The organism is Solihabitans fulvus (assembly GCF_008386585.1).
Taxonomy (GTDB): domain Bacteria; phylum Actinomycetota; class Actinomycetes; order Mycobacteriales; family Pseudonocardiaceae; genus Solihabitans; species Solihabitans fulvus.
In genome coordinates, this window is sequence record NZ_VUOB01000063.1 from 25,481 (window position 1) to 43,807 (window position 18,327).

Annotated in this window: 18 protein-coding genes and 1 riboswitch; of the genes, 11 read left to right on the forward strand and 7 right to left on the reverse strand. The window is 70.2% G+C overall.

Features of this window, described 5'->3' with window-relative positions:
• Positions 1-468: 468 nt before the first annotated feature.
• Positions 469-1,503, forward strand: coding sequence for a protein kinase family protein (locus F0L68_RS31005; protein WP_149853409.1), 1,035 nt, complete (start codon positions 469-471; stop codon positions 1,501-1,503).
• 68 nt (positions 1,504-1,571) lie between these two features.
• Here the strand turns inward: F0L68_RS31005 and F0L68_RS31010 are convergent, their stop codons facing one another.
• Both F0L68_RS31010 and F0L68_RS31015 read right to left on the reverse strand, forming a co-directional pair.
• Entirely contained in the window at positions 1,572-2,534 is a 963-nt protein-coding gene (locus F0L68_RS31010) for a quinone oxidoreductase family protein (RefSeq protein ID WP_149853410.1), read from the reverse strand.
• Positions 2,534-2,779, reverse strand: a complete 246-nt coding sequence (locus F0L68_RS31015; protein ID WP_149853411.1) for a hypothetical protein — start codon at positions 2,777-2,779, stop codon at positions 2,534-2,536. Before F0L68_RS31015 ends, F0L68_RS31010 begins: the two co-directional genes overlap by 1 nt.
• Before the next feature lie 77 nt (positions 2,780-2,856).
• Here F0L68_RS31015 and F0L68_RS31020 point away from each other — a divergent pair, with 77 nt between their 5' ends.
• Positions 2,857-3,525 carry a TetR/AcrR family transcriptional regulator C-terminal domain-containing protein gene (locus F0L68_RS31020; protein ID WP_149853412.1) on the forward strand — a complete coding sequence of 223 codons (669 nt, stop codon included), beginning with the start codon at positions 2,857-2,859 and terminating at the stop codon, positions 3,523-3,525.
• Positions 3,526-3,758: 233 nt separating this feature from the next.
• Here the strand turns inward: F0L68_RS31020 and F0L68_RS31025 are convergent, their stop codons facing one another.
• The 3 genes from F0L68_RS31025 to F0L68_RS31035 all read right to left on the reverse strand — a co-directional run bounded on the left by F0L68_RS31025 (position 3,759) and on the right by F0L68_RS31035 (position 6,951).
• On the reverse strand, positions 3,759-5,255 hold the full coding sequence (locus F0L68_RS31025) for an ArnT family glycosyltransferase (RefSeq protein ID WP_223199282.1): 1,497 nt from the start codon (positions 5,253-5,255) through the stop codon (positions 3,759-3,761).
• Positions 5,252-5,944 (reverse strand): TetR/AcrR family transcriptional regulator, encoded by a 693-nt coding sequence (locus F0L68_RS31030; protein WP_149853413.1) that lies wholly within the window; start codon positions 5,942-5,944, stop codon positions 5,252-5,254. Before F0L68_RS31030 ends, F0L68_RS31025 begins: the two co-directional genes overlap by 4 nt.
• 635 nt (positions 5,945-6,579) lie before the next feature.
• The gene (locus F0L68_RS31035; RefSeq protein ID WP_149853414.1) at positions 6,580-6,951 is read right to left on the reverse strand and encodes a GntR family transcriptional regulator; all 372 of its coding nucleotides are present in this window, start codon (positions 6,949-6,951) and stop codon (positions 6,580-6,582) included.
• Between the two features lie 145 nt (positions 6,952-7,096).
• Here F0L68_RS31035 and F0L68_RS31040 point away from each other — a divergent pair, with 145 nt between their 5' ends.
• The 7 genes from F0L68_RS31040 (at position 7,097) to F0L68_RS31070 (ending at position 13,290) form a co-directional block, all read left to right on the forward strand.
• The gene (locus F0L68_RS31040) at positions 7,097-9,487 is read left to right on the forward strand and encodes a cation-translocating P-type ATPase (protein WP_149853415.1); all 2,391 of its coding nucleotides are present in this window, start codon (positions 7,097-7,099) and stop codon (positions 9,485-9,487) included.
• Between the two features lie 249 nt (positions 9,488-9,736).
• Entirely contained in the window at positions 9,737-9,979 is a 243-nt protein-coding gene (locus F0L68_RS31045) for a hypothetical protein (protein ID WP_188316924.1), read from the forward strand.
• A gap of 225 nt (positions 9,980-10,204) precedes the next feature.
• On the forward strand, positions 10,205-10,828 hold the full coding sequence (gene clsA / locus F0L68_RS31050; protein WP_223199283.1) for a cardiolipin synthase ClsA: 624 nt from the start codon (positions 10,205-10,207) through the stop codon (positions 10,826-10,828).
• 116 nt (positions 10,829-10,944) lie between these two features.
• Positions 10,945-11,328, forward strand: coding sequence for a glycine cleavage system protein GcvH (gene gcvH / locus F0L68_RS31055; RefSeq protein ID WP_149853416.1), 384 nt, complete (start codon positions 10,945-10,947; stop codon positions 11,326-11,328).
• Between the two features lie 113 nt (positions 11,329-11,441).
• Positions 11,442-11,909 carry a glycogen accumulation regulator GarA gene (gene garA / locus F0L68_RS31060; protein WP_149853417.1) on the forward strand — a complete coding sequence of 156 codons (468 nt, stop codon included), beginning with the start codon at positions 11,442-11,444 and terminating at the stop codon, positions 11,907-11,909.
• Positions 11,906-12,634 carry a transcriptional regulator FtsR gene (gene ftsR / locus F0L68_RS31065; protein ID WP_188316925.1) on the forward strand — a complete coding sequence of 243 codons (729 nt, stop codon included), beginning with the start codon at positions 11,906-11,908 and terminating at the stop codon, positions 12,632-12,634. Before garA ends, ftsR begins: the two co-directional genes overlap by 4 nt.
• Positions 12,635-12,816: 182 nt before the next feature.
• The gene (locus F0L68_RS31070) at positions 12,817-13,290 is read left to right on the forward strand and encodes a bifunctional nuclease family protein (protein WP_149853419.1); all 474 of its coding nucleotides are present in this window, start codon (positions 12,817-12,819) and stop codon (positions 13,288-13,290) included.
• Between the two features lie 96 nt (positions 13,291-13,386).
• Here F0L68_RS31070 and F0L68_RS31075 read toward each other — a convergent pair whose 3' ends face one another.
• Positions 13,387-15,261 carry a S9 family peptidase gene (locus tag F0L68_RS31075; RefSeq protein ID WP_149853420.1) on the reverse strand — a complete coding sequence of 625 codons (1,875 nt, stop codon included), beginning with the start codon at positions 15,259-15,261 and terminating at the stop codon, positions 13,387-13,389.
• Positions 15,258-16,616, reverse strand: coding sequence for a M20/M25/M40 family metallo-hydrolase (locus F0L68_RS31080; protein ID WP_149853421.1), 1,359 nt, complete (start codon positions 16,614-16,616; stop codon positions 15,258-15,260). The genes F0L68_RS31075 and F0L68_RS31080 overlap by 4 nt, the downstream gene beginning before the upstream one ends.
• Positions 16,617-16,719: 103 nt before the next feature.
• Here F0L68_RS31080 and F0L68_RS31085 point away from each other — a divergent pair, with 103 nt between their 5' ends.
• Together F0L68_RS31085 and F0L68_RS31090 are read left to right on the forward strand one after the other, a co-directional pair.
• Complete coding sequence (locus F0L68_RS31085; RefSeq protein ID WP_149853422.1) at positions 16,720-17,274, forward strand: transcriptional regulator; 555 nt, start codon at positions 16,720-16,722, stop codon at positions 17,272-17,274.
• 209 nt (positions 17,275-17,483) lie between these two features.
• Positions 17,484-18,050 (forward strand): MerR family transcriptional regulator, encoded by a 567-nt coding sequence (locus F0L68_RS31090; protein WP_149853423.1) that lies wholly within the window; start codon positions 17,484-17,486, stop codon positions 18,048-18,050.
• Between the two features lie 141 nt (positions 18,051-18,191).
• Positions 18,192-18,288: riboswitch (glycine riboswitch) on the forward strand.
• Positions 18,289-18,327: the final 39 nt, after the last annotated feature.

The window sequence follows — 18,327 nt, forward strand, 5'->3', positions numbered from 1 at the left end:
GTCACGTGGTGCGCGCAGTCACAGGAGGGCAGTTCATGGCGGACCGGACGGGAGTGGCGTCCCCGTCTCGGAGACGAACGTGAACTGGGCAGCGTCGGGCAGCGCCTCGACAGCCGGCGTCACGCGGGTCTTGCTCGACCACGGGACGGTGGGCTCACCCTCTCGGTGAGCCGCAGCGTCCCGGGCGCCGTGACACGGGTCGGCAGCCCTCGACGGCGCACATCAGCGCGCCCGCGTGTCATCTCGTCCATGGCATTCATCGCAACCTCGCCAGCAGGGGTTGGGTCGGTTCGCGCGTTACGACCAGAATTGTCCAGACCGACTGGAAAACGCACACGGACCAGAAGGGCTTAGGCGGACCCGGATCCCCTAAGCGGATCCGGATCCTTTGGAGGGTGCGCCGCCGCCTCGAGCGCTAGGTGTCAACCCAGGTTGACACCTGCCCGCACAGCTACCTAGATTGACGCGATGCGCCTCAGATCGACACGGTTGTTCGGTGCGGAGCTGCGGGCCGAGCTAGGCACCCCGACCCGGTTGCGAAAGCTGCCGAGCAGTCCCCGTTCCCGGGTGTGGCGGGCCGAGCTGAACGGCGTCCCCGCAGTGATCAAACAGGTCGTCGGCGGCCAGGATCCCGGTGTGCGGTTCGACCGCGAGGTCACCGCGCTCCGGCTCGCCGCCCGCGCCGATCCGCCCCTGGTTCCCGCGATCCTCGGCGTCGACCCCGACCGGCGAATCCTGGTGCTGGCGCGCGTGGACGCCCAGCGCCCACCCGAGGACTGGGTGGTGGACTACGCGGCCGGGCTGGCCCGGCTGCACGCGACCACCTCCGCCGCCGACCTCGGCAGCCTTCCCCGCTGGACCGCGCCGGGCGCGCACGACGTCGCGGCCTTCCTAGACCTGGCCCGCGCGCTGGAAACACCGGTGTCGCCCAAGGCTTCCGCCGAACTCGACGGTCTGCTGAACCGGCTCGACCGCCAGGCCGGGCACGCGCTGCTGCACGGGGATCCCTGTTACGGCAACGACCTGCACACCGCCGAAGGGGTCCGGTTCGTCGACTTCGAACAGGCGTCGCTCGGCAACGGACTCACCGAACTGGCCTACCTGCGCATCGGCTTCCCCACCTGCTGGTGCGTCACCGCGCCGACGGAACCCTTGCTGCGCAAGGCCGAGAACGCCTACCGCGATGCCTGGCGCGCCGTGACCGCCACCGATCTCGACGGCGACCTCACTGACGCATGCGCAGGCTGGCTGATCCGAGGCAGCGCGCTGGTCGAACGAGCGTGCCGCGACGGAACCGACTACCTGGCGAGGATCCCGCACCAGGACTGGCAGTGGGGCACCGCGACAGCCCGGCAACGGCTGCTCCACCGCCTAACCGTCGTAGCCCAACAAGCCACGCCCACGGCCGAGTTGACCACCGTAGGCACCCTCTGCGCAGCGATGCGCGACACCCTCCTAACCCGCTGGCCCACCCTCCAACCACTACCCGCAACCCGCCCCTAAAACCACCCCACAGACCGCGCCTCACCCCCGTAACCCATCAACGGGCCTTTTCGGGGCGGCGCTGCTGGTTACGGGAGCACGACGAGGCGCTTGCCGCGCATGTCGGTTCGCTGCCAGGCGGTCTCGATGTCGCTGAGCGGGACGGTCTCCACGTCGAAGGTGAGTTCGCCGGATCGCGTCCACTGCACGATCCGGCCGAGCACCTCGGCCATGGTGTCCGGGCCCAGTCCCTTGGCCGAGCCGTAGATCTCCACCCCGGAGGTACGCACACTCTCCGCGGCCAGCGCCAAGGTGGCCCCGGCCACCTCACCGACCTGAATGACCCGGGTCGGCTTCTTGGGGAACGCAAACGAATCCGGGACCAGTGAGCGCAGCAGGATTTCGGTGGGGCGACCCCACAGGTAGTCCACGACGACGTCGTAGCCGTCCCCCCTGGCATCGGTGAACGCCCGCACCAGTTCCTCATCGGACACCGTCGTGTTGATCACCGTGTCGGCGCCGAGATCCCGCACCTCGCGCAACTGGTCCTCGTCACGACCGGTCGCCACGATCCGCCCGGCGCCCGACAGTCGAGCCAACTGGACCGCGAGCCGGCCGCCGAACCCGGTAGCGCCCTGTACCAACACCGTCTCGCCAGCAGCGAAACCCGCAGCGGTCGTGATCGACATGCCGGTGAAGGCCGCGCCCAGCACAGTCGCGACGACCGGCTCGATGCCCTCGGCGATCGGCACGACGGCATTGCTGGCCACCACGGTCTTCTCGGCCAGCGCACCGTAGGGCAAGCGTGGGTTACCGAACCCGACCAGCGTGCCATCGGCCAGGGCGCCAACGCCGTCGAAGGCCGGGATCACCGGGAACTGGGCAACATAGTTCTTGCTGGCATAGTGCGTGCCGGCCGCGATCGCCTTGTCGACGTTCTCGACCGCGACCGCCCGCACCGAGATGAGTACCTCGTCGTCGCCGGGCACCGGGTCCGGGAAGTCCTCATACCGGGGCACGCCACCGGCCTCGTGCAACACCGCAGCCTTCATCACAGCTCCTGGCCGAAGACCGAGGCGATCCACCGCTGCCAGGCCGCCAGCACGCGCGGCCGACGGGCGGGCGAGTGGTTCCACCTGCCGTTCCGCGCATGGTGGTGCGCGACGGAGTGATGCCGCGCGCGGCCGTGGTGCGTCGTGCCCTGATGCCCGGCTGGGTGCTCGACGTGAGCGGGAACCCCGGGAATGCGATGCATCGCCGAATGTGCCAGGTCGCGGAACGTGTGCTGGGCTGTCATTGTCGTCATCCTCTCCGTTCTCTATCACCGATAGGGAGACTCTATCACTGATAGGCTGCGTGTGGGAGGTGCAATCAGTGACGTTGGACAGGCAGCAGATCGTCACGGAGGCCATCGCACTGCTGGACGCGGACGGCCTGGACGGGGTGACGCTACGCAAACTCGCCGCGCGGCTGGGCGTGCGGCAGCCCACCCTCTACTGGCATCTGCCCAACAAGGCCGCCCTCATCACCGCGATCGCCGATGCCATCCTCGAGCAACACTTTCCGGAGATGGCACCACCAGAACCCGGGCAACGATGGCAGGACTGGCTGATCGGCCTGGCCGAGCGGTTGCGCCGCGCGCTGCTGGCCCACCCCGACGGCGCCCGGGTCATCTCGATCTCCCAGCTGTCCCTGCGAATGGCCGCGATCTCCGAACTCGCGTTCAGCACCCTGGTCTCCTGCGGCGTCTCGTTGCGGCAGGCCCGCCTGATCGTGCTGACGGTGGAGCACTTCACCGTGGGCCATGTCCTGGAGGAGCAGGCCCCCCGTCCGGATGTGGATGCGGCGCCGGGTTTCGATATGGCCGCCTTCACCCAGACGTACCCGACTGTGGTTGCTGCGATCACCGAATACTTCCAACACGATCACACCGTCGACGACCTGTTCCGCGACTGCCTGAATGTGATCATCGAGGGCGCGACGACATCCAGCCGTCGTCCGGACGGACCGCCTTCCACGCCCATCACGCCTGGACCGCCATGACCGGCGGGACAGCACGCCGATTCCGCCGGGCTCGACGGACCTCACGTCGAACCGTTGGCTCCGCCGCGGGACCGCTGACTGCCCAACCGCGGGTCACGCCCCGGCGCCCTGCTAACGGAGCAAGATCACGTTCGTGGCACCACGTGAAGAAGATCCGCAAGTCCGACTCCGAATGCGCCACCCGCGGCATGAGCGTGTGTTGCCAGCAGGTATTCACGTCCGTGTGCTCGTTCTCAGTCGTAGTGTCGCAGGGATGGCCAGAGTTGTGCCCAAGTGCCGTGCGGTTGCCGGCACTCGTAGATCGCGGCGTGCTGGTCGATCTCCTGGTTCCGGATGTGATCCGGCATGGTGATGGGCCTGATTTCGTGCACCTCCGACCAGAACCGGTGCAGGTAGGGAAGCGTGAACTCACCGACGCACAGCACAGTCTCCGGGCTGCCGGACGGCGGTCCCCAGTCGGCGTAGGAGTTCTGCCCGCTGACGACCGGATTGCCCAGCCCCTCGGAGCGGCCGAGGATGGTGAGCGCGCCGGCTTCGCCGTAGTTGCTGGTGAGGATCGCTGTGCCCGGCGGCATCCTGGCCGCCGCGGTCTCGACCTGGGCGACGAACTCGGGCCAGCCGACGGTTTCCATGACCGTGGGGTTGAGCGCACGCAACGCATTCTGGGCGCGGGCCGGCAGCACGGGGTAGCCGATCACGACCGCGATCAGTCCTGACAGGACGATGACGGCTGGCCAGCGTAACCGCCTCCGGCCGGCGGTCATCTCGGCGCGCACCGCGCCTGCCGCGAACAGCGCGATCAGTGCGGGTGCCGGATAGTAGGGCTTGCCGCCGCCGAGGGTGAACACGACGACCGCGGTCGCCATGATCGCCAACGCCCACCGGTGGTCATGTCCCGGTCCCCAGCCCAGCCGACGAACCCCGAGCACGCACAACACGACGAGCGGCGGGCCCGCCAGCAGCAGCAGCAGAGGCAGCTTCGCCAACGAGCCGAGCGGCCCACCGGTCCGATCGCTGAGCACCTGCGCCATCGCCAGGTTCGGCCAGCCGTGCCGCGCGTCCCACACCACGTTCGGGACAGCCATGAGGACGGCAAGGGCGCCCGCGAGCCACGGGCCGGGCGTGCGCAGCGCGTCCCGGTGCCACACCAGGAGGCCGATCGCCACGCCCAGCAGCAGCACGACCACCGTGTCCTTGTTCTCCAGCCCGATGCCACCGATCACCCCGGCCGGCAACCACGCCGTCGTGGTGCGCAACCGCAGCGCCCTGGCGACGGCGACGAACATCGCTGCCCAGACCAGCTGGTCGGTCACGGGCGTGCCGAACAGCACCGATGCCGCCACGAACTCCACGCTGGCCGCGACCGCGCCGGCAGCAATGGTCTGGGCACGCGCCCCGCCCCCGAACTCCGCGGCCAACTTCCCGCCGAGCACGACGCAGCCGGCCTGGCACGCGATCGCGAACACCCGCAGTGGCAGCACGCCGCCGGGCAGCGCGGCGGCCCAGCGGGCCAGCAACGGGGTCAGGGGCGGCTGGTCGACGTAGCCCCAGGCCGGGTGCCGGCCGGTGATCACGTAGTAGAACTCGTCGCGGTGCCAGCCATATCGGGTAGCCACCACGAGGTGCACCACGACTGCGACGGCGGCGACGGCGAGCACTGGTCGCCACGCCAGCTTCGGCTGCTGCCGGGCAGCATCCACGGTTGTGGCCAGTTCATCGGTCTTATTCACGAGTCCCCCAGGAAGGCGCTGGTCAGGAGGTGGCGGACGGTGACCCGGCACTGGTCGTCGGTCAGCATCGCGGAGTCGGGGTCGCCCAGCCGGTGCCACGCGAACCAGGCCACGGTTTCGGCGATGAACCGGGCGGCCGTAGCCACGTCGGGCACTTCCCGCAGGTGACCGGACCGGATGCGCTTGCGCAGGTAGCTGTTCAGGGCGTCGAAGTGGCCCCGACGGCGCTGCACGAACCAGAACTGGAACATCTCCGGCAGTTCGCGGGCGCACTGCGCGACGAGCGCGAGAACGTCCTTGTTGTCTTCGATGAAGCTGTAGAGCTCGTCGACGATCTCGCCGAACTCCTCGCGGACCGTGTGGATCCGCCGCCGGGTCAACGCGGCGGCCAGCCTCGGGAACCCTTCGGCCTCCGTCCACCGGCGAGCCAGCGCGACGATCTCCTCCTCGGCGGACAGTTGCACCGGCGTGTCCAGGCCGTTCAGCAGGTCCGGGCCGATCGACCAGGCCAGCGCGACGTAAAGCAGTGCTTCCTTGCTCTGTACGTAGGTGTAAAGCGCGCCGTGGCTGAGGCCAAGCGCTTTCGACACGTCGGAGATGCCGGTCTCCCGATAGCCGCGCTGGGTGAACACTCGCGCGGCCGTCTCGGCGATGTCCGCCAGCGACCGCGTGGCCACTCGTCCTGCCATGGCCGCAGCCTTTCCTAACTGACTCAGTCAGTCAAGTTTGCGACGAGTGGGAGGGCAGGGATCGGGTCGCCCCAGCAACGGAAGCCGGCGGCCGGCCGAACGTCCGCTCATCGGCAGTAGAGGACGTTCGAGCCGGGTAGGCGCCGACGTCGCAGGACGACGCACGCACTGGTCGGTCCAGAGACCGCCGGCCATCCACGACCGTGGTGACAGCGCCCGCCTGGTCCTCGTCTCCGGCGGGGAATAGCGCACGGTCGGAATAAGTGCCCTCCACCAGTAATCAAGCACCTCAAACGCGGTTGTCTGAGCAGCCAACGAGACGCCGACGGGAACCCCTACCGGTGCGGCACACACCAACGGACCGATGGAATCCCCGACGTCAACGGACACCCTTGGAAGCTCACGTCACGCCAGTTCCGCAGAACGCTCGCGTGGTTCATCGCGCGCCGCCCCGGAGGCGCGATCGCGGGTGCTATTCACTACCGCCACTTGAGCATTCACATGTTTGAGGGCTACGCGGGAACCTCAGATTCAGGCTTCCGGGCTGAGGTGGAGGCCGAGCAGGCCCTGGCGCGCGGTCAAACGGCCCGAGCGCCCCACCCATCAAACGGCCAGAGCGTCAACCACACACGACCCTAGGGCCGCGTCAGAGCGGCGCGCACGATTCGCAGCGCCTCCTCCGCGTCCAGTCCAAGCCCCAGCACCGTCGACGCATAGTGCTCAGCCGCCCGTCGCGCCCGTTCCAGGCTGTGGTCGCCGCCCGCCGAGACGAACGTCCCGGCCCGTCCGCGCGTCTCGATCAGCCCGGCCTCCTCCAACTCCCGGTACGCCCGCGCGACGGTGTTCGCGGCCAGGCCGAGGTCGGCGGCGAACTGGCGCACCGTGGGCAGCCGAAGGCCGACGGCGAGGCTGTGGTCGGCGATGCCGGCGGCGAGTTGCGCGCGCACCTGCTCGAACGGCGGGACGGCGGACTGCTGGTCGATGCTGACGGCCGGCTGCGTAGGCACGGCACCACGGTATCGGCCGCCACCACCCAGCCGCCTCTCCCCGCACCCTCCCCGCAACGGAAGAACCCCGGCCGCCTCTCCCCGCAACGGGTGAACCCGATGGGCGGTTTAGCCCCGCTTGTCCTGGTCGATCTAGTCTCGGGACATGTCGGCAACCTCGCAGTCCCCAGTCGTCACGGTCGAACGCGGGCTGACCGCGGCCGAGGTCCGGCAGCGCGTCGCCGACGGCAAGACGAACGACGTCCCGGCGCGGGCCAGCCGCAGCATCGGCGAGATCGTCCGCGCGAACGTGCTCACCCGCTTCAACGCGATCATCGGCGCGCTGTTCGTCATGATCCTGATCGTCGGCCCGCTCAAGCAGGGCCTGTTCGGCCTGGTGATCGTCGTGAACACGGCGATCGGCATCTTCCAGGAGCTGCGCGCCAAGCGGACCCTGGAACGGCTCGCGATCGTCGGCGAGGCCAAGCCGAGGGTGCGTCGCGACGGCGAGACCGTCGAGATCCCGGTCAACCAGGTCGTGCTGGACGACATCATCGAACTCGGGCCCGGCGACAAGGTCGTGGTGGACGGCGCGATCGTTGCCGCCGACAGCCTTGAGATCGACGAGTCGCTGCTGACCGGCGAGTCCGACCCGATGGTCAAACACGACGCGGACGCCGTGATGTCCGGCAGCTTCGTGGTCGCCGGGACCGGCGCCTACCGCGCCACCAAGGTCGGCAGGGACGCCTACGCGGCCAAGCTCGCCGAGGAGGCCAGCAAGTTCACCCTGGTGCACTCCGAGCTGCGCTCCGGCATCGACAGGATCCTGCGCTTCATCACCTGGCTGCTGTTCCCGGCCGGCGCGCTCATCATCTACAGCCAGCTCACCGTGAAGAACCAGTCCGTCCCCGACGCGCTGCGCGGCATGGTCGCCGCGCTCGTCCCGATGGTCCCCGAGGGCCTGGTGCTGCTGACCAGCATCGCGTTCGCGGTCGGCGTGATCCGGCTCGGCCGCCGTTCCTGCCTGGTCCAGGAGCTGCCCGCGATCGAGGGGCTGGCCAGGGTCGACGTGGTGTGCGCGGACAAGACCGGCACGCTCACCGAGAACGGCATGCGCCTGTCCGAGGTGCGCACCCTCAACCAGGACGGGGCCGACGTCGGCGCGGTGCTCGCCGCCGTCGCCGGCACCGACCCGCGCCCCAACGCCAGCATGCTGGCCATTGCCGAGGCCTACCCGAACGGCCCGAACGAACCAGACGGGCCAGGCTGGCGGACCACCGCGATCGCGCCGTTCTCCTCGGCACGCAAGTGGAGCGGCGCGAGCTTCGACCAGCACGGCAACTGGATCCTCGGCGCCCCCGACATGCTGCTGCCCGCAGACAGCCCCGAGCTGGCCACGGCGGTCGAGGCAGGCGCGCAGGGGCTGCGCGTGCTGCTGCTGGCCCGCTCCGCGCGACCGGTCGACGACCCGGCCACGGCCACCGACGTCACCCCTGTCGCGCTGGTCGTGCTGGAGCAGCGGGTGCGCGCCGACGCCGGTGACACGCTGCGCTACTTCGCCGAGCAGGACGTCGCGGTCAAGGTGATCTCCGGGGACAACGCGGTGTCCGTCGGCGCGGTCGCCGGCACGCTCGGGCTGGCCGGCGCGGACCGGCCGGTGGACGCTCGCGAGCTGCCGGAGGACCAGGCTGAGCTGGCCGGCGTGCTGGCCGAGCGGACCGTGTTCGGGCGCGTCACGCCCGCGCAGAAGCGCGACATGGTCGGCGCGCTCCAGTCGCGCGGGCACACCGTGGCGATGACCGGTGACGGCGTGAACGACGTGCTCGCGCTCAAGGACGCCCAGATCGGCGTCGCGATGGGTTCCGGCAGCCCGGCGACCCGCGCGGTGGCGCAGATCGTGTTGCTGGACAACAAGTTTGCCACGCTGCCCTACGTCGTCGCCGAGGGCAGGCGGGTCATCGGCAACATCGAGCGGGTCGCGAACCTGTTCCTCACCAAGACCGTCTACTCCGTGCTGCTGGCCGTCCTGATCGGCATCGTGCGGCTGCCCTTCCCGTTCCGGCCGCTGCACCTGACCCTGATCGGCGCGCTGACCATCGGCATCCCGTCGTTCTTCCTCGCGCTCGCCCCGAACACCGAGCGGGCGCGCCACGGGTTCGTGCCGAGGGTGATGCGGATGGCGGTGCCGGCCGGCGTGGTCGCCGCGGTGGCCACCTTCGTGACCTACTGGCTCTCGCACGTCGTGGACGGCACCACCACGCAGGCGCAGGACACCACCGCGGCCGTCGTCACCCTGTACCTGGTGGCCGCCTGGGCGATGGCCATCGTCGCGAGGCCCTACGTGTGGTGGAAGATCGCGCTGATCGCGGCCATGTTCGCCGGTTTCCTGCTGGCCCTGTTCCTGCCGCTGGGCCGGCGCTTCTTCGAGCTGGACATCAGCCACGCCGGCTCGATGGCCACGGCGGTCGGCGCCGGGGCGGTGGCCGTCGCGGTGATGGAGATCGGCTGGTGGCTGGACGGCTGGTTCCGGCACGAGAAGCGCCGCCTGCTGGGCTGAACGAGCGCCTGATCGGTCGGGCTGAAGATCAACGCACGCCGTGCGGCACCTCACGGTCGGTGAACGGTCGGCTGCGGTTCGCGCCCCATCCGGCCCAAGGGTGATCCAGCGCACTTCGTCGCCCGGACCGGTCCGGTGACCGCGTGTCGGGCCGAAATGCCGGACAGGACGGAGTTCCGGGATCACAATTCCTCGTATGGGCTAACGCTTGGCGCGCGTCGCGCGACAGCCCACACGGAGGGATGAGAAATGAGCGTCGACACCCGAACGGACTCCGACCCCGCGTCACGCGCGGCTCGCGCCGGCATCGCCGTAGGCAGCTCGCTGCCGACCGAGCCGTGCAGCGTCGTCTGGAGCTGCGGACACGCCTACGTGCTTGAGGGCGCGCACGGCCGAGTCCGCTGGGTGGGCAGGGATGACCGAGGCCGTCCGAGGGCACTTAGTGGCGCCGATCTCCAGCGTCGCGGCTGGAGCCGCACGCCGGGGCGCTGACCGCAGGCTCCCGATCTTCCCGGGCCCCTGGCTCTCGATCTTCTGGGTGCGCAGCTCCCGATCTTCCGGGTGCGAGGCTCCTGATCTTCCCGGGTGCGCGACGCGCCCGAGGCTTACTCCGATCGCGTGTGGCACGCTTACCTCACCGCGCGGGGGAGGGTCAGGCAGTAGCTGCCGTCCGCATACCCAAAACCGCGCCAAGAAGCGAGCGGCAGGGGAGAGCACGTGGCGCAGCCAGGCAGCGTGTCGGCGCAGGGCGGGACCGATCCCGCCGACCGGCTGCTGACCATCCCCAACGTGCTCAGCGTGCTGCGGTTGGCCGGCGTTCCGCTGTTCCTGTGGCTGCTGCTCGGCCCGAAGGCTGACGGATGGGCGCTGGTCGTCCTCGCGGCCAGCGCCATCACCGACTGGCTGGACGGCAAGCTGGCCCGCTGGCTGAACCAGGCGAGCAGGCTCGGCGCGCTGCTTGACCCCGCCGCCGACCGGCTGTACGTGTTCTCCACGCTTGTCGCCTTCGTCGTGCGCGACATCATTCCGTGGTGGATCGCCGCCGTCCTGATCGGCCGCGAAGTCGTCGTCGGCGCCTTCCTGCCGATTCTGCGCCGTGCCGGCTTCGGCCCGCCCGAGGTGCATTACCTCGGCAAGGCGGCCACATTCTGCCTTCTGTACGCCTTTCCGCTGCTGCTGTTGGCGCAGGGCGGCTCCACGGCGGCCCAGCTCGCCCGCCCGTTCGCCTACGCCTTCACCGCCTGGGGCGGCGTGCTGTACCTGTGGTCGGCCGCCCTGTACGTCTACCAGGCGCTGCGGGCCGTGCGCGGGGGCGGCGGCAGGCGTGCGGGGAATGCCTGAGGTGACGCGGTGGATAACGCTTGGGATCATTGCCTTGCGGCACGTGTGAACGTCTCAATACGCTCGGCCGTCCGGCTGAAACGGGAAGATGACCAGCAAGAAGGAGAACACCGAAGGTGATTCCGGAGGAGCTCAAGTACACCCAGGAACACGAATGGGTTGCGCGCACCGGCGATAATTCCGTGCGGATCGGCATCACCGACTACGCCCAGGAGCAGCTGGGCGAGGTGGTGTTCGTGCAGCTTCCCGAGCTGGGCCAGCAGGTCGCCTCGGGCGACACGCTCGGCGAGGTCGAGTCGACCAAGAGCGTGTCGGACATCTACGCGCCGCTCGCCGGCGAGGTGATCTCCCGCAACGACGCGCTCGACCAGCAGCCGGAGCTGATCAACGAGGACCCGTACGGCGAGGGCTGGATCATCGAGCTGCGGCTGGACGACCCGGACGACCTGGACAGCCTGCTCGACGCCGCCGCCTACAAGCCCCTGGCGGAGCAGGGCTGATGTCGATCTTTCGACGGTTCCTCGCCCTGTTTGGGAGCCGCCAACGGCGTGGTAGTTCAGGCACGATAGGTTTGGACAGTCTCGATGGATCAGCCAGCAGGAGGAGAGCTCAGGTGAGCACGAACGACGGGCCAGGCGTTCCACCGGAGCAGTCTCCGGAGCGGACGTCCATTTTCCGTGCGGACTTCCTCGCGGACGTCGAGGGCGTCCCCGACGCCCCGGCGCAGGAGCCGGCGGTCGCCGGTGTCGACGCGCTTCCCGCTGGTTCCGCCCTGCTGGTGGTGAAGCGCGGCCCGAACGCGGGCTCCCGCTTCCTGCTCGACCGGGACACCACCAGCTCGGGTCGCCACCCGGACAGCGACATCTTCCTCGACGACGTGACGGTCTCCCGCCGGCACGCCGAGTTCCGCCGCGAGAGCGGGGCGTTCGTCGTGATCGACGTGGGCAGCCTGAACGGCACCTACGTCAACCGCGAGCCGGTCGACCACGCGGTCCTGGCCAACGGCGACGAGGTCCAGATCGGCAAGTTCCGCCTGGTGTTCCTGACCGGTCCGGCATCCGGGGGCCAGGGGGCTCAGTGACGGCGGCCGGGCGACCGCAACGCGGCGGGTTGAGTATCGGGGCGGTGCTCACGCAGCTTCGCCCCGAGTTCCCCGACGTGACCATTTCCAAGATCCGGTTCCTCGAGTCGGAGGGTCTGGTTCGCCCGGCCCGCACGCCATCGGGGTACCGGCAGTTCAGTCCGGTCGACGTCGAGCGGCTGCGGTTCGTGCTTGCCGCGCAGCGGGATCGCTATCTCCCGCTGAAGGTGATCAAGGAGCAGCTCGACGCGGCCGACCGGACCGAGGAGCCAGCGGCCCAGCCCGCGCGGCCGGCTCGCACGTTGGCCTCAGTGGACGGACTGCCGAGGGCGGTGCACTTCGCGGCGACCGCCGAGGTCAGGCTGACCCGCGAGGAACTGCTCGCCGACAGCGGGATCGACCTCGCCATGCTCGGCGAACTCGAGCAGTACGGGCTGATCAGGCCGGGTGCGGCCGGCTTCTACGACCCGGACGCGCTGCTCGTGGCCAGGACGGTGCGCGCGATGACCGAGTTCGGCATTGAACCTCGGCACCTGCGGGCCTTCCGCGCCTCGGCGGACCGCGAGGTGGGGCTGCTGGAGCAGATCGTCACGCCGCTGTACCGGCAACGGGACCGGGACGCGCGCGGTCGCGCCGACGAGGTGGTGCGCGAACTGGCCGCGTTGTCGGTGACCCTGCATACGCTGCTGGTGAAGGCGGGCCTGCGAAATGTGGCAGGCAGTTGACGATTTGATGCCGAGATGTCCGCTGTCTGGGACATCCGCATCGGGATGGTGTCGAACACGATGCAAAGGACAACGGGGGCGAGCATGCGGCCCGCTTGGCGGGTAGCGTCGACCGTGTTGGTGAGGGATCCTCGTTTCAGCGGGGACGCCAAGGTTCAGCGCGCTGAGGGAGGCGATACCCGATGAGCGAGATGCGCGTCGTCGGAGTGCGGGTGGAGCTGCCCGCCAACCAGCCGATCCTGTTGCTGCGCGAAACCGAAGGCGAACGGTACCTGCCGATCTGGATCGGCTCGGTGGAGGCCACAGCCATCGCGCTGGAACAGCAGGGCGTCCGGCCGGCAAGGCCGCTCACCCACGACCTGCTCAAGGACGTCATCGGCGCACTTGGCCGGGAGCTGGAGCAGGTCAGGATCACCGACCTCCAGGAGGGCACGTTCTTCGCCGAGCTGGTGTTCGACGGGGACATCCGGGTCTCCGCGCGGCCGAGCGACTCGGTCGCGCTGGCCCTGCGGGTCGGCGTGCCGATCCATGCCGAGGAGTCCGTGCTGGCCGAGGCGGGCCTGGTCATCCCTGACGAGCAGGAGGACGAGGTCGAGAAGTTCCGCGAGTTCCTCGACTCCGTGTCGCCTGAGGACTTCCGAGGCGCCGACACCTGATCGTTCCGTGTGCACAACGTGCGGACCCGGCGCCCATCGTGGCACCGGGTCCGCGCGTTTTCGCCGTGCTGGACACCGCACGTGCTGGACACCGCACTACAGGTGCGACACGAACCAGGCGACGATGGTCCGCAGGATGGCCGCCTGACTGTCCCGGTCCGCGATCACGTGCCCCTCGCCGGCGATCTCCTCGAACCGCACCGGCAGCCCGAGGTCGGTGAGCCGCAGGAACATGCGGTCGGAGTTCTCCACGGCCACCCTGGTGTCGTTGCTGCCGTGCATCAACAGCAGTGGCGCGCGCAGCCGGTGCGCGTTGTGCAGCGGGCTGCGCTCGATGAGCATCGCCGCGTCCTCGGGATCGTCGGGATCCCCGATCCAGTCCCGGCCGCGCAGCCGCCAGGTCGGCGGGAACGACCGGATGTCGTCGATGAGGTCGGACGGCCCGCACTCGCTGACCCCGGCCCGCCACAGCTCCGGCAGCCTGGTCAGGCAGCTCAGCGCGGCGAAGCCGCCGTAGGACGCGCCATAGACCCCGAGCCGGTCGCCGTCCGCCCAGTCCACCCCGCGCAGGAACCCGGCGGCCGCGGCCAGGTCGGCGAGGTCGCCGCCGCCCCAGTCGCGGTAGACCAGCCGCTGGTACCGCATGCCGCGCCCGGACGAGCCGCGCACGTTGGGCGCCAGCACGCCGATCCCGTTCGCCAGCAGCGCGTGGATCAGCGGGTCGTAAGCCGGATACGTGCGGAACTCGGGCCCGCCGTGCACGAGCACCACGACGGGTGACCTGTCCTCGCCGCTCGGGCGGTACAGCAGCCCGTCGACGGTCAGGCCGTCCGCGCTGTCGAACCTGACGATCTCCGGGGTGACCAGGCCGCCTGGCAGGTCCCGGCCCGCGTCGGTGAGCCGGCGCGCGCCCCCGGTGGCCAGGTCCGCGAGGTAGAGCTCGGTCGCCGCGTCCGGCCTGGCCAGCTGGACGAGCAGCGCCGAGCCGTCGTCGGTGAACCGCAGCGCGTGGCCGCCGAGTCCGTGCTCGGTGACGGCCATCCCGCGCGGCAGGCCGCGCACCGGCCCGCGGTCGCCGGTGCGCAGGTCGAGGCGGACCAGCTCGGTGTAGCCGTCGACGTTGACGCCCCAGGCCAACCACCGGCCGTCCCGCGACAGCGCCCCGCCCTCGACGTCGTGGTCGGGCGTGTCGAGCCACCGCCACTCGCCGTCCGGCGCGAGCAGCGCGACGCCGAGGAAGTCGCGGCCGTGCGTCGCGCACAGGTAGATCCCGTCCTCGGACCAGCCGATCGGCAGGTACTTCGACGGGCCGTCGTGCGGGGTGAGGTGCGTGACGGTGTCGTCGGCGGGTGTCCCAGGACTCGGCGCCAGGTCGACGGCGAACAGGTCGTGCTCGGTGTTCTGGTGCAGCCGAAGCACCAGCAGCCGCCGGGAGTCGGGGGAGAAGCAGACCGGCAGGTACCGGTCGTCGCCGCGCAGCACCAGCCGGTCCACGCCGGTGGCCAGATCCCGCACCAGGACGTCGAAGCAGCTCCGGTCCCTGCTGTTGCTGGCGTAGGCCAACAGCATGCCGTCCGGGCTGTAGGGGTCGCCGGTGGTCCCGTACGGGATGCCGATCTCGTGCCGCACGCCGGGCTCGTCGGCCAGCCTGCTCACCTCGCCGGTGGCCGGGTCCAGCTCGGCGAGCTGGTAGTCCTCCGCGCCGGTCGGGTCGGTCTGCACCAGCAGCCCCGTCCCGTCCGGCCGCCACACGCACCGCGTCACCACCCCGCCGACCGACAGCTCCCTGGCCGGCGTCGATCCGTCGGTCGCGCGCAGCCACACCTGAGGCCGCCCGCCCGCGTCGCTGACGTAGGCCACCGTCCGCCCGTCGGGGCTCGGCACCCCACCGCCGAGCGCGTCGACGTGCCGCACAGTTGTACTGCTCTCGGCGAGACTGCTCTCGGCGAGACTGCTCTCGGCGCGAGTCATCGTGCGGCCTCCGCGATCGCCTGCTGGATGGCGGCCGCGGCCACGATGCCGCGCCGGAACCAGCTCAGTTCCAGGTTCTCGTCCGGCGCGTGGTTGGCCTCGTCCACGTTGGCCAGCGGAACGCCGTAACAGGGCACGCCGAGCTGCTCGGTGAACGAGGCGATCGGCAGGCTGCCGCCGAGCGCCGGCACCAGCAGCGGCGGCTCGCCGAGTCCGGCGTTCGCGCCGGCCAGCACGGCCTCGGTGTAGGCGGTCTCTGGCAGCGTGCGCGAGGGCTGCATCGCCGCGCCGGTCGTGAACTCCACGCCGGGCGCGTGCCTGGCGATGTGGGCGCGCAGCGCGTCGGCCACGTCCTCGGTGCGCTGGCCGCCGACCAGCCGGATGTCGCAGCGGGCGATCGCCACGTTGGGGATGACGGTCCGGTGTTCGCCGGCGTCCTCGCAGGTCAGCGAGTTGATGGTGAAGGTGGGGGAGGTCAGTCGCTGGTAGTAGCCCGCCGACGCGGGCGGTTCGAGGCCCGGCGCGCCGATGTCGGCGAGCACGGTCGGCACGTCCACAGGAAGGTCGGCCAGCGCGCGCAGCTCGCCGGGGCTCAGCGGCGTGACGCTGTCGGCGAAGCCGTCCACCAGCACCCGGCCCTCCGCGTCGCGCATGGTGGCCAGCAGCTGGACGAGCTGCCAGGCGGGGTTCGGCGCGACGCCGCCCCAGTTGCCCGAGTGCAGCGGGATGTGCGAGCCGGTCGCGCGCAGCTCGAAGGCCAGCACGCCGCGCACGCCGAGCACCACGCAGGCGCGCCCGGACTCGTGCACCGGCCCGTCGCTCCACAGCGCGAGGTCGGGGCGCTCCGGCGCGATCCTGGCCCGCACCGCCTCGGCCAGGTGCGGGCTGCCGATCTCCTCCTCGCCGTCGAGCAGCACGGTCACCCGGCACGGCAGGCCGCCGGTCAGCTCGCGCAGCGCGCGCAGCCCGAGCAGCTGGGCGAGGTGTTGGCCCTTGTTGTCACCGGTGCCGCGCCCGTACATCCGACCGTCGCGCACCTCGGGCCGGAACGGCGGGCTGGTCCACTCGGTCAGCGGGCCGGGCGGTTGCACGTCGTAGTGCCCGTAGATCAGCACGTGCGGGGCGCCTGGCGGGCCGGGATCGGTGCCGATCAGCACCGGCCAGCCCGCCGTCTCGACGACCTCGGCGGCGAGCCCGGAGCGCTCCAGCAGCGCGACACCGTGGCGTGCTGCCTCGGTCATTCCCTCACCGGTACGGCTGACGCTCGGCTGGGTGATCCAGTCCGCCAGCTCGGCGAGCAGTTCGGCGTCGTGCCGGCGCACCCAGGCGCCGACCCGTTCGACCAGTTCGCGCACGTCGACTCCAAGTGGTTGCAACTTGTGAAATCGATAGCAGCAAAGCAAATCGGTTGTGGCGTGGCAAGGGCTGTCCTCGGCCGTGCTCGGTTAGCCTCGCGGAATGCCAGGTCAGCCCGATCGGGACCGCAACGCGACGGTCGAGGAACTGCGGGCGCTAGGGCATCCGCTGCGCTGGCGGATTCTGCGGCTGTGCCTCGACAGCGCCCGCACCAACCAGGAGCTGGCGCAGCGGCTCGGGGTGGCGCCGGCGACCGTGCTCCGGCACGTCCGGGTCCTGGTGCGGACGGGATTCCTGGCCGCGGAGCCGGTGCGCACCGGGGCGCGCGGGGCGCTGGAGCGGCCGTACCGGGCGACCAAGCGCACCTGGGGGCTCGGCGTCATCGACTTCGAGCAGCCGGAGCTGTCCAGGCAGGTCGACCTCGCGATGCTGGCCGCGCACCGGGCGGAGCTGATCGAGGCTGGCCCCGAGGCGAGCAGGGACGGCGCGCGGGGGACGCTGCGGCTCGGCGCGGAGTCGCAGGCCGAACTCCGCGAACGGATGGTCGAACTCATCAGCGAATTTGCAGATCGCAACGAGGCAGGTGGCGAGCCGCTCAGTTACCTGTGGTCATTGATTGCCCGCGAGCCCGACACGCACGGTGACCGACAGGGATGATCATTAGCGTTATCTCAACCTCTACTTGAGGGTGAGGTTCATTCCGCCCCGCGCGTCGCGTTGACCCGCCCGCAACCCCGACCTACCGTCGAGGTCGAGTGAATCGCCGTCATGTGATTCCACACGCGGCGAGGTCACGTCCGGCGTTCCCCTCAGCGGGACCGTCGGTGTCGGTCGCCGGTCGAAAGGCCGGACGAGGGGAGGCAGGCGTGGTCGAGGAAGTGCCCATCAGGGCCGAGGCCGGCGAACAGGGCGAACTGTTCCCGGACTCCTCGATGCCAGACGAACTCGTCGGATACCGGGGGCCAGCCGCGTGTCAGATCGCGGGCATCACCTACCGGCAGCTCGACTACTGGGCGCGCACCGATCTGGTGTCGCCGACGATAAGGAGTGCACAGGGCTCGGGCAGCCAGCGCCTGTACTCCTTCAAGGATGTCCTGGTGCTCAAGGTTGTCAAGCGGCTCCTCGACACCGGGGTCTCGCTACAGAACATCCGCGTGGCCGTTGAGCACCTGCGCAAGCACGGGGTGCAGGACCTCGCCAGGATCACGTTGTTCAGCGACGGCACCACCGTCTACGAGTGCACCTCGCCCGAGGAGGTCGTCGACCTGTTGCAGGGCGGCCAGGGCGTGTTCGGCATCGCGGTCAGCGGCGCCATGCGGGAGATCAGCGGCAGCATCCACGAGTTCCCCGCCGAGCGGGCGGACGGCCTGGAGATCAGCCCCATCACCGAGGACGAGCTGTCCCGGCGGCGTCGCGCCCGCGCCACCGGCTGAGCAGTCCCGGCACGTCTCGAAGGCGTCTTTCCTGACCCGCGATGTCAGGAGGGACGCCTTCTCGGCGCATTCGGACAGTGATATCGGCTGGCCGCAGCACTGTCGGCCGGTCGGCTCGGGGTAGGATTCGCTGGTAGTCGCTTACCCCACGCGGGAGAGCTCGGGTCGACCTCGGACCCGGCGCCGAAGGAGCAAATCCTCCCCGGAACCTCTCAGGCAGAAGGACCGCGCGGGTAGACGCCTCTGGAAAGCGGGTCGTGCGCGCGCGGACGACCCC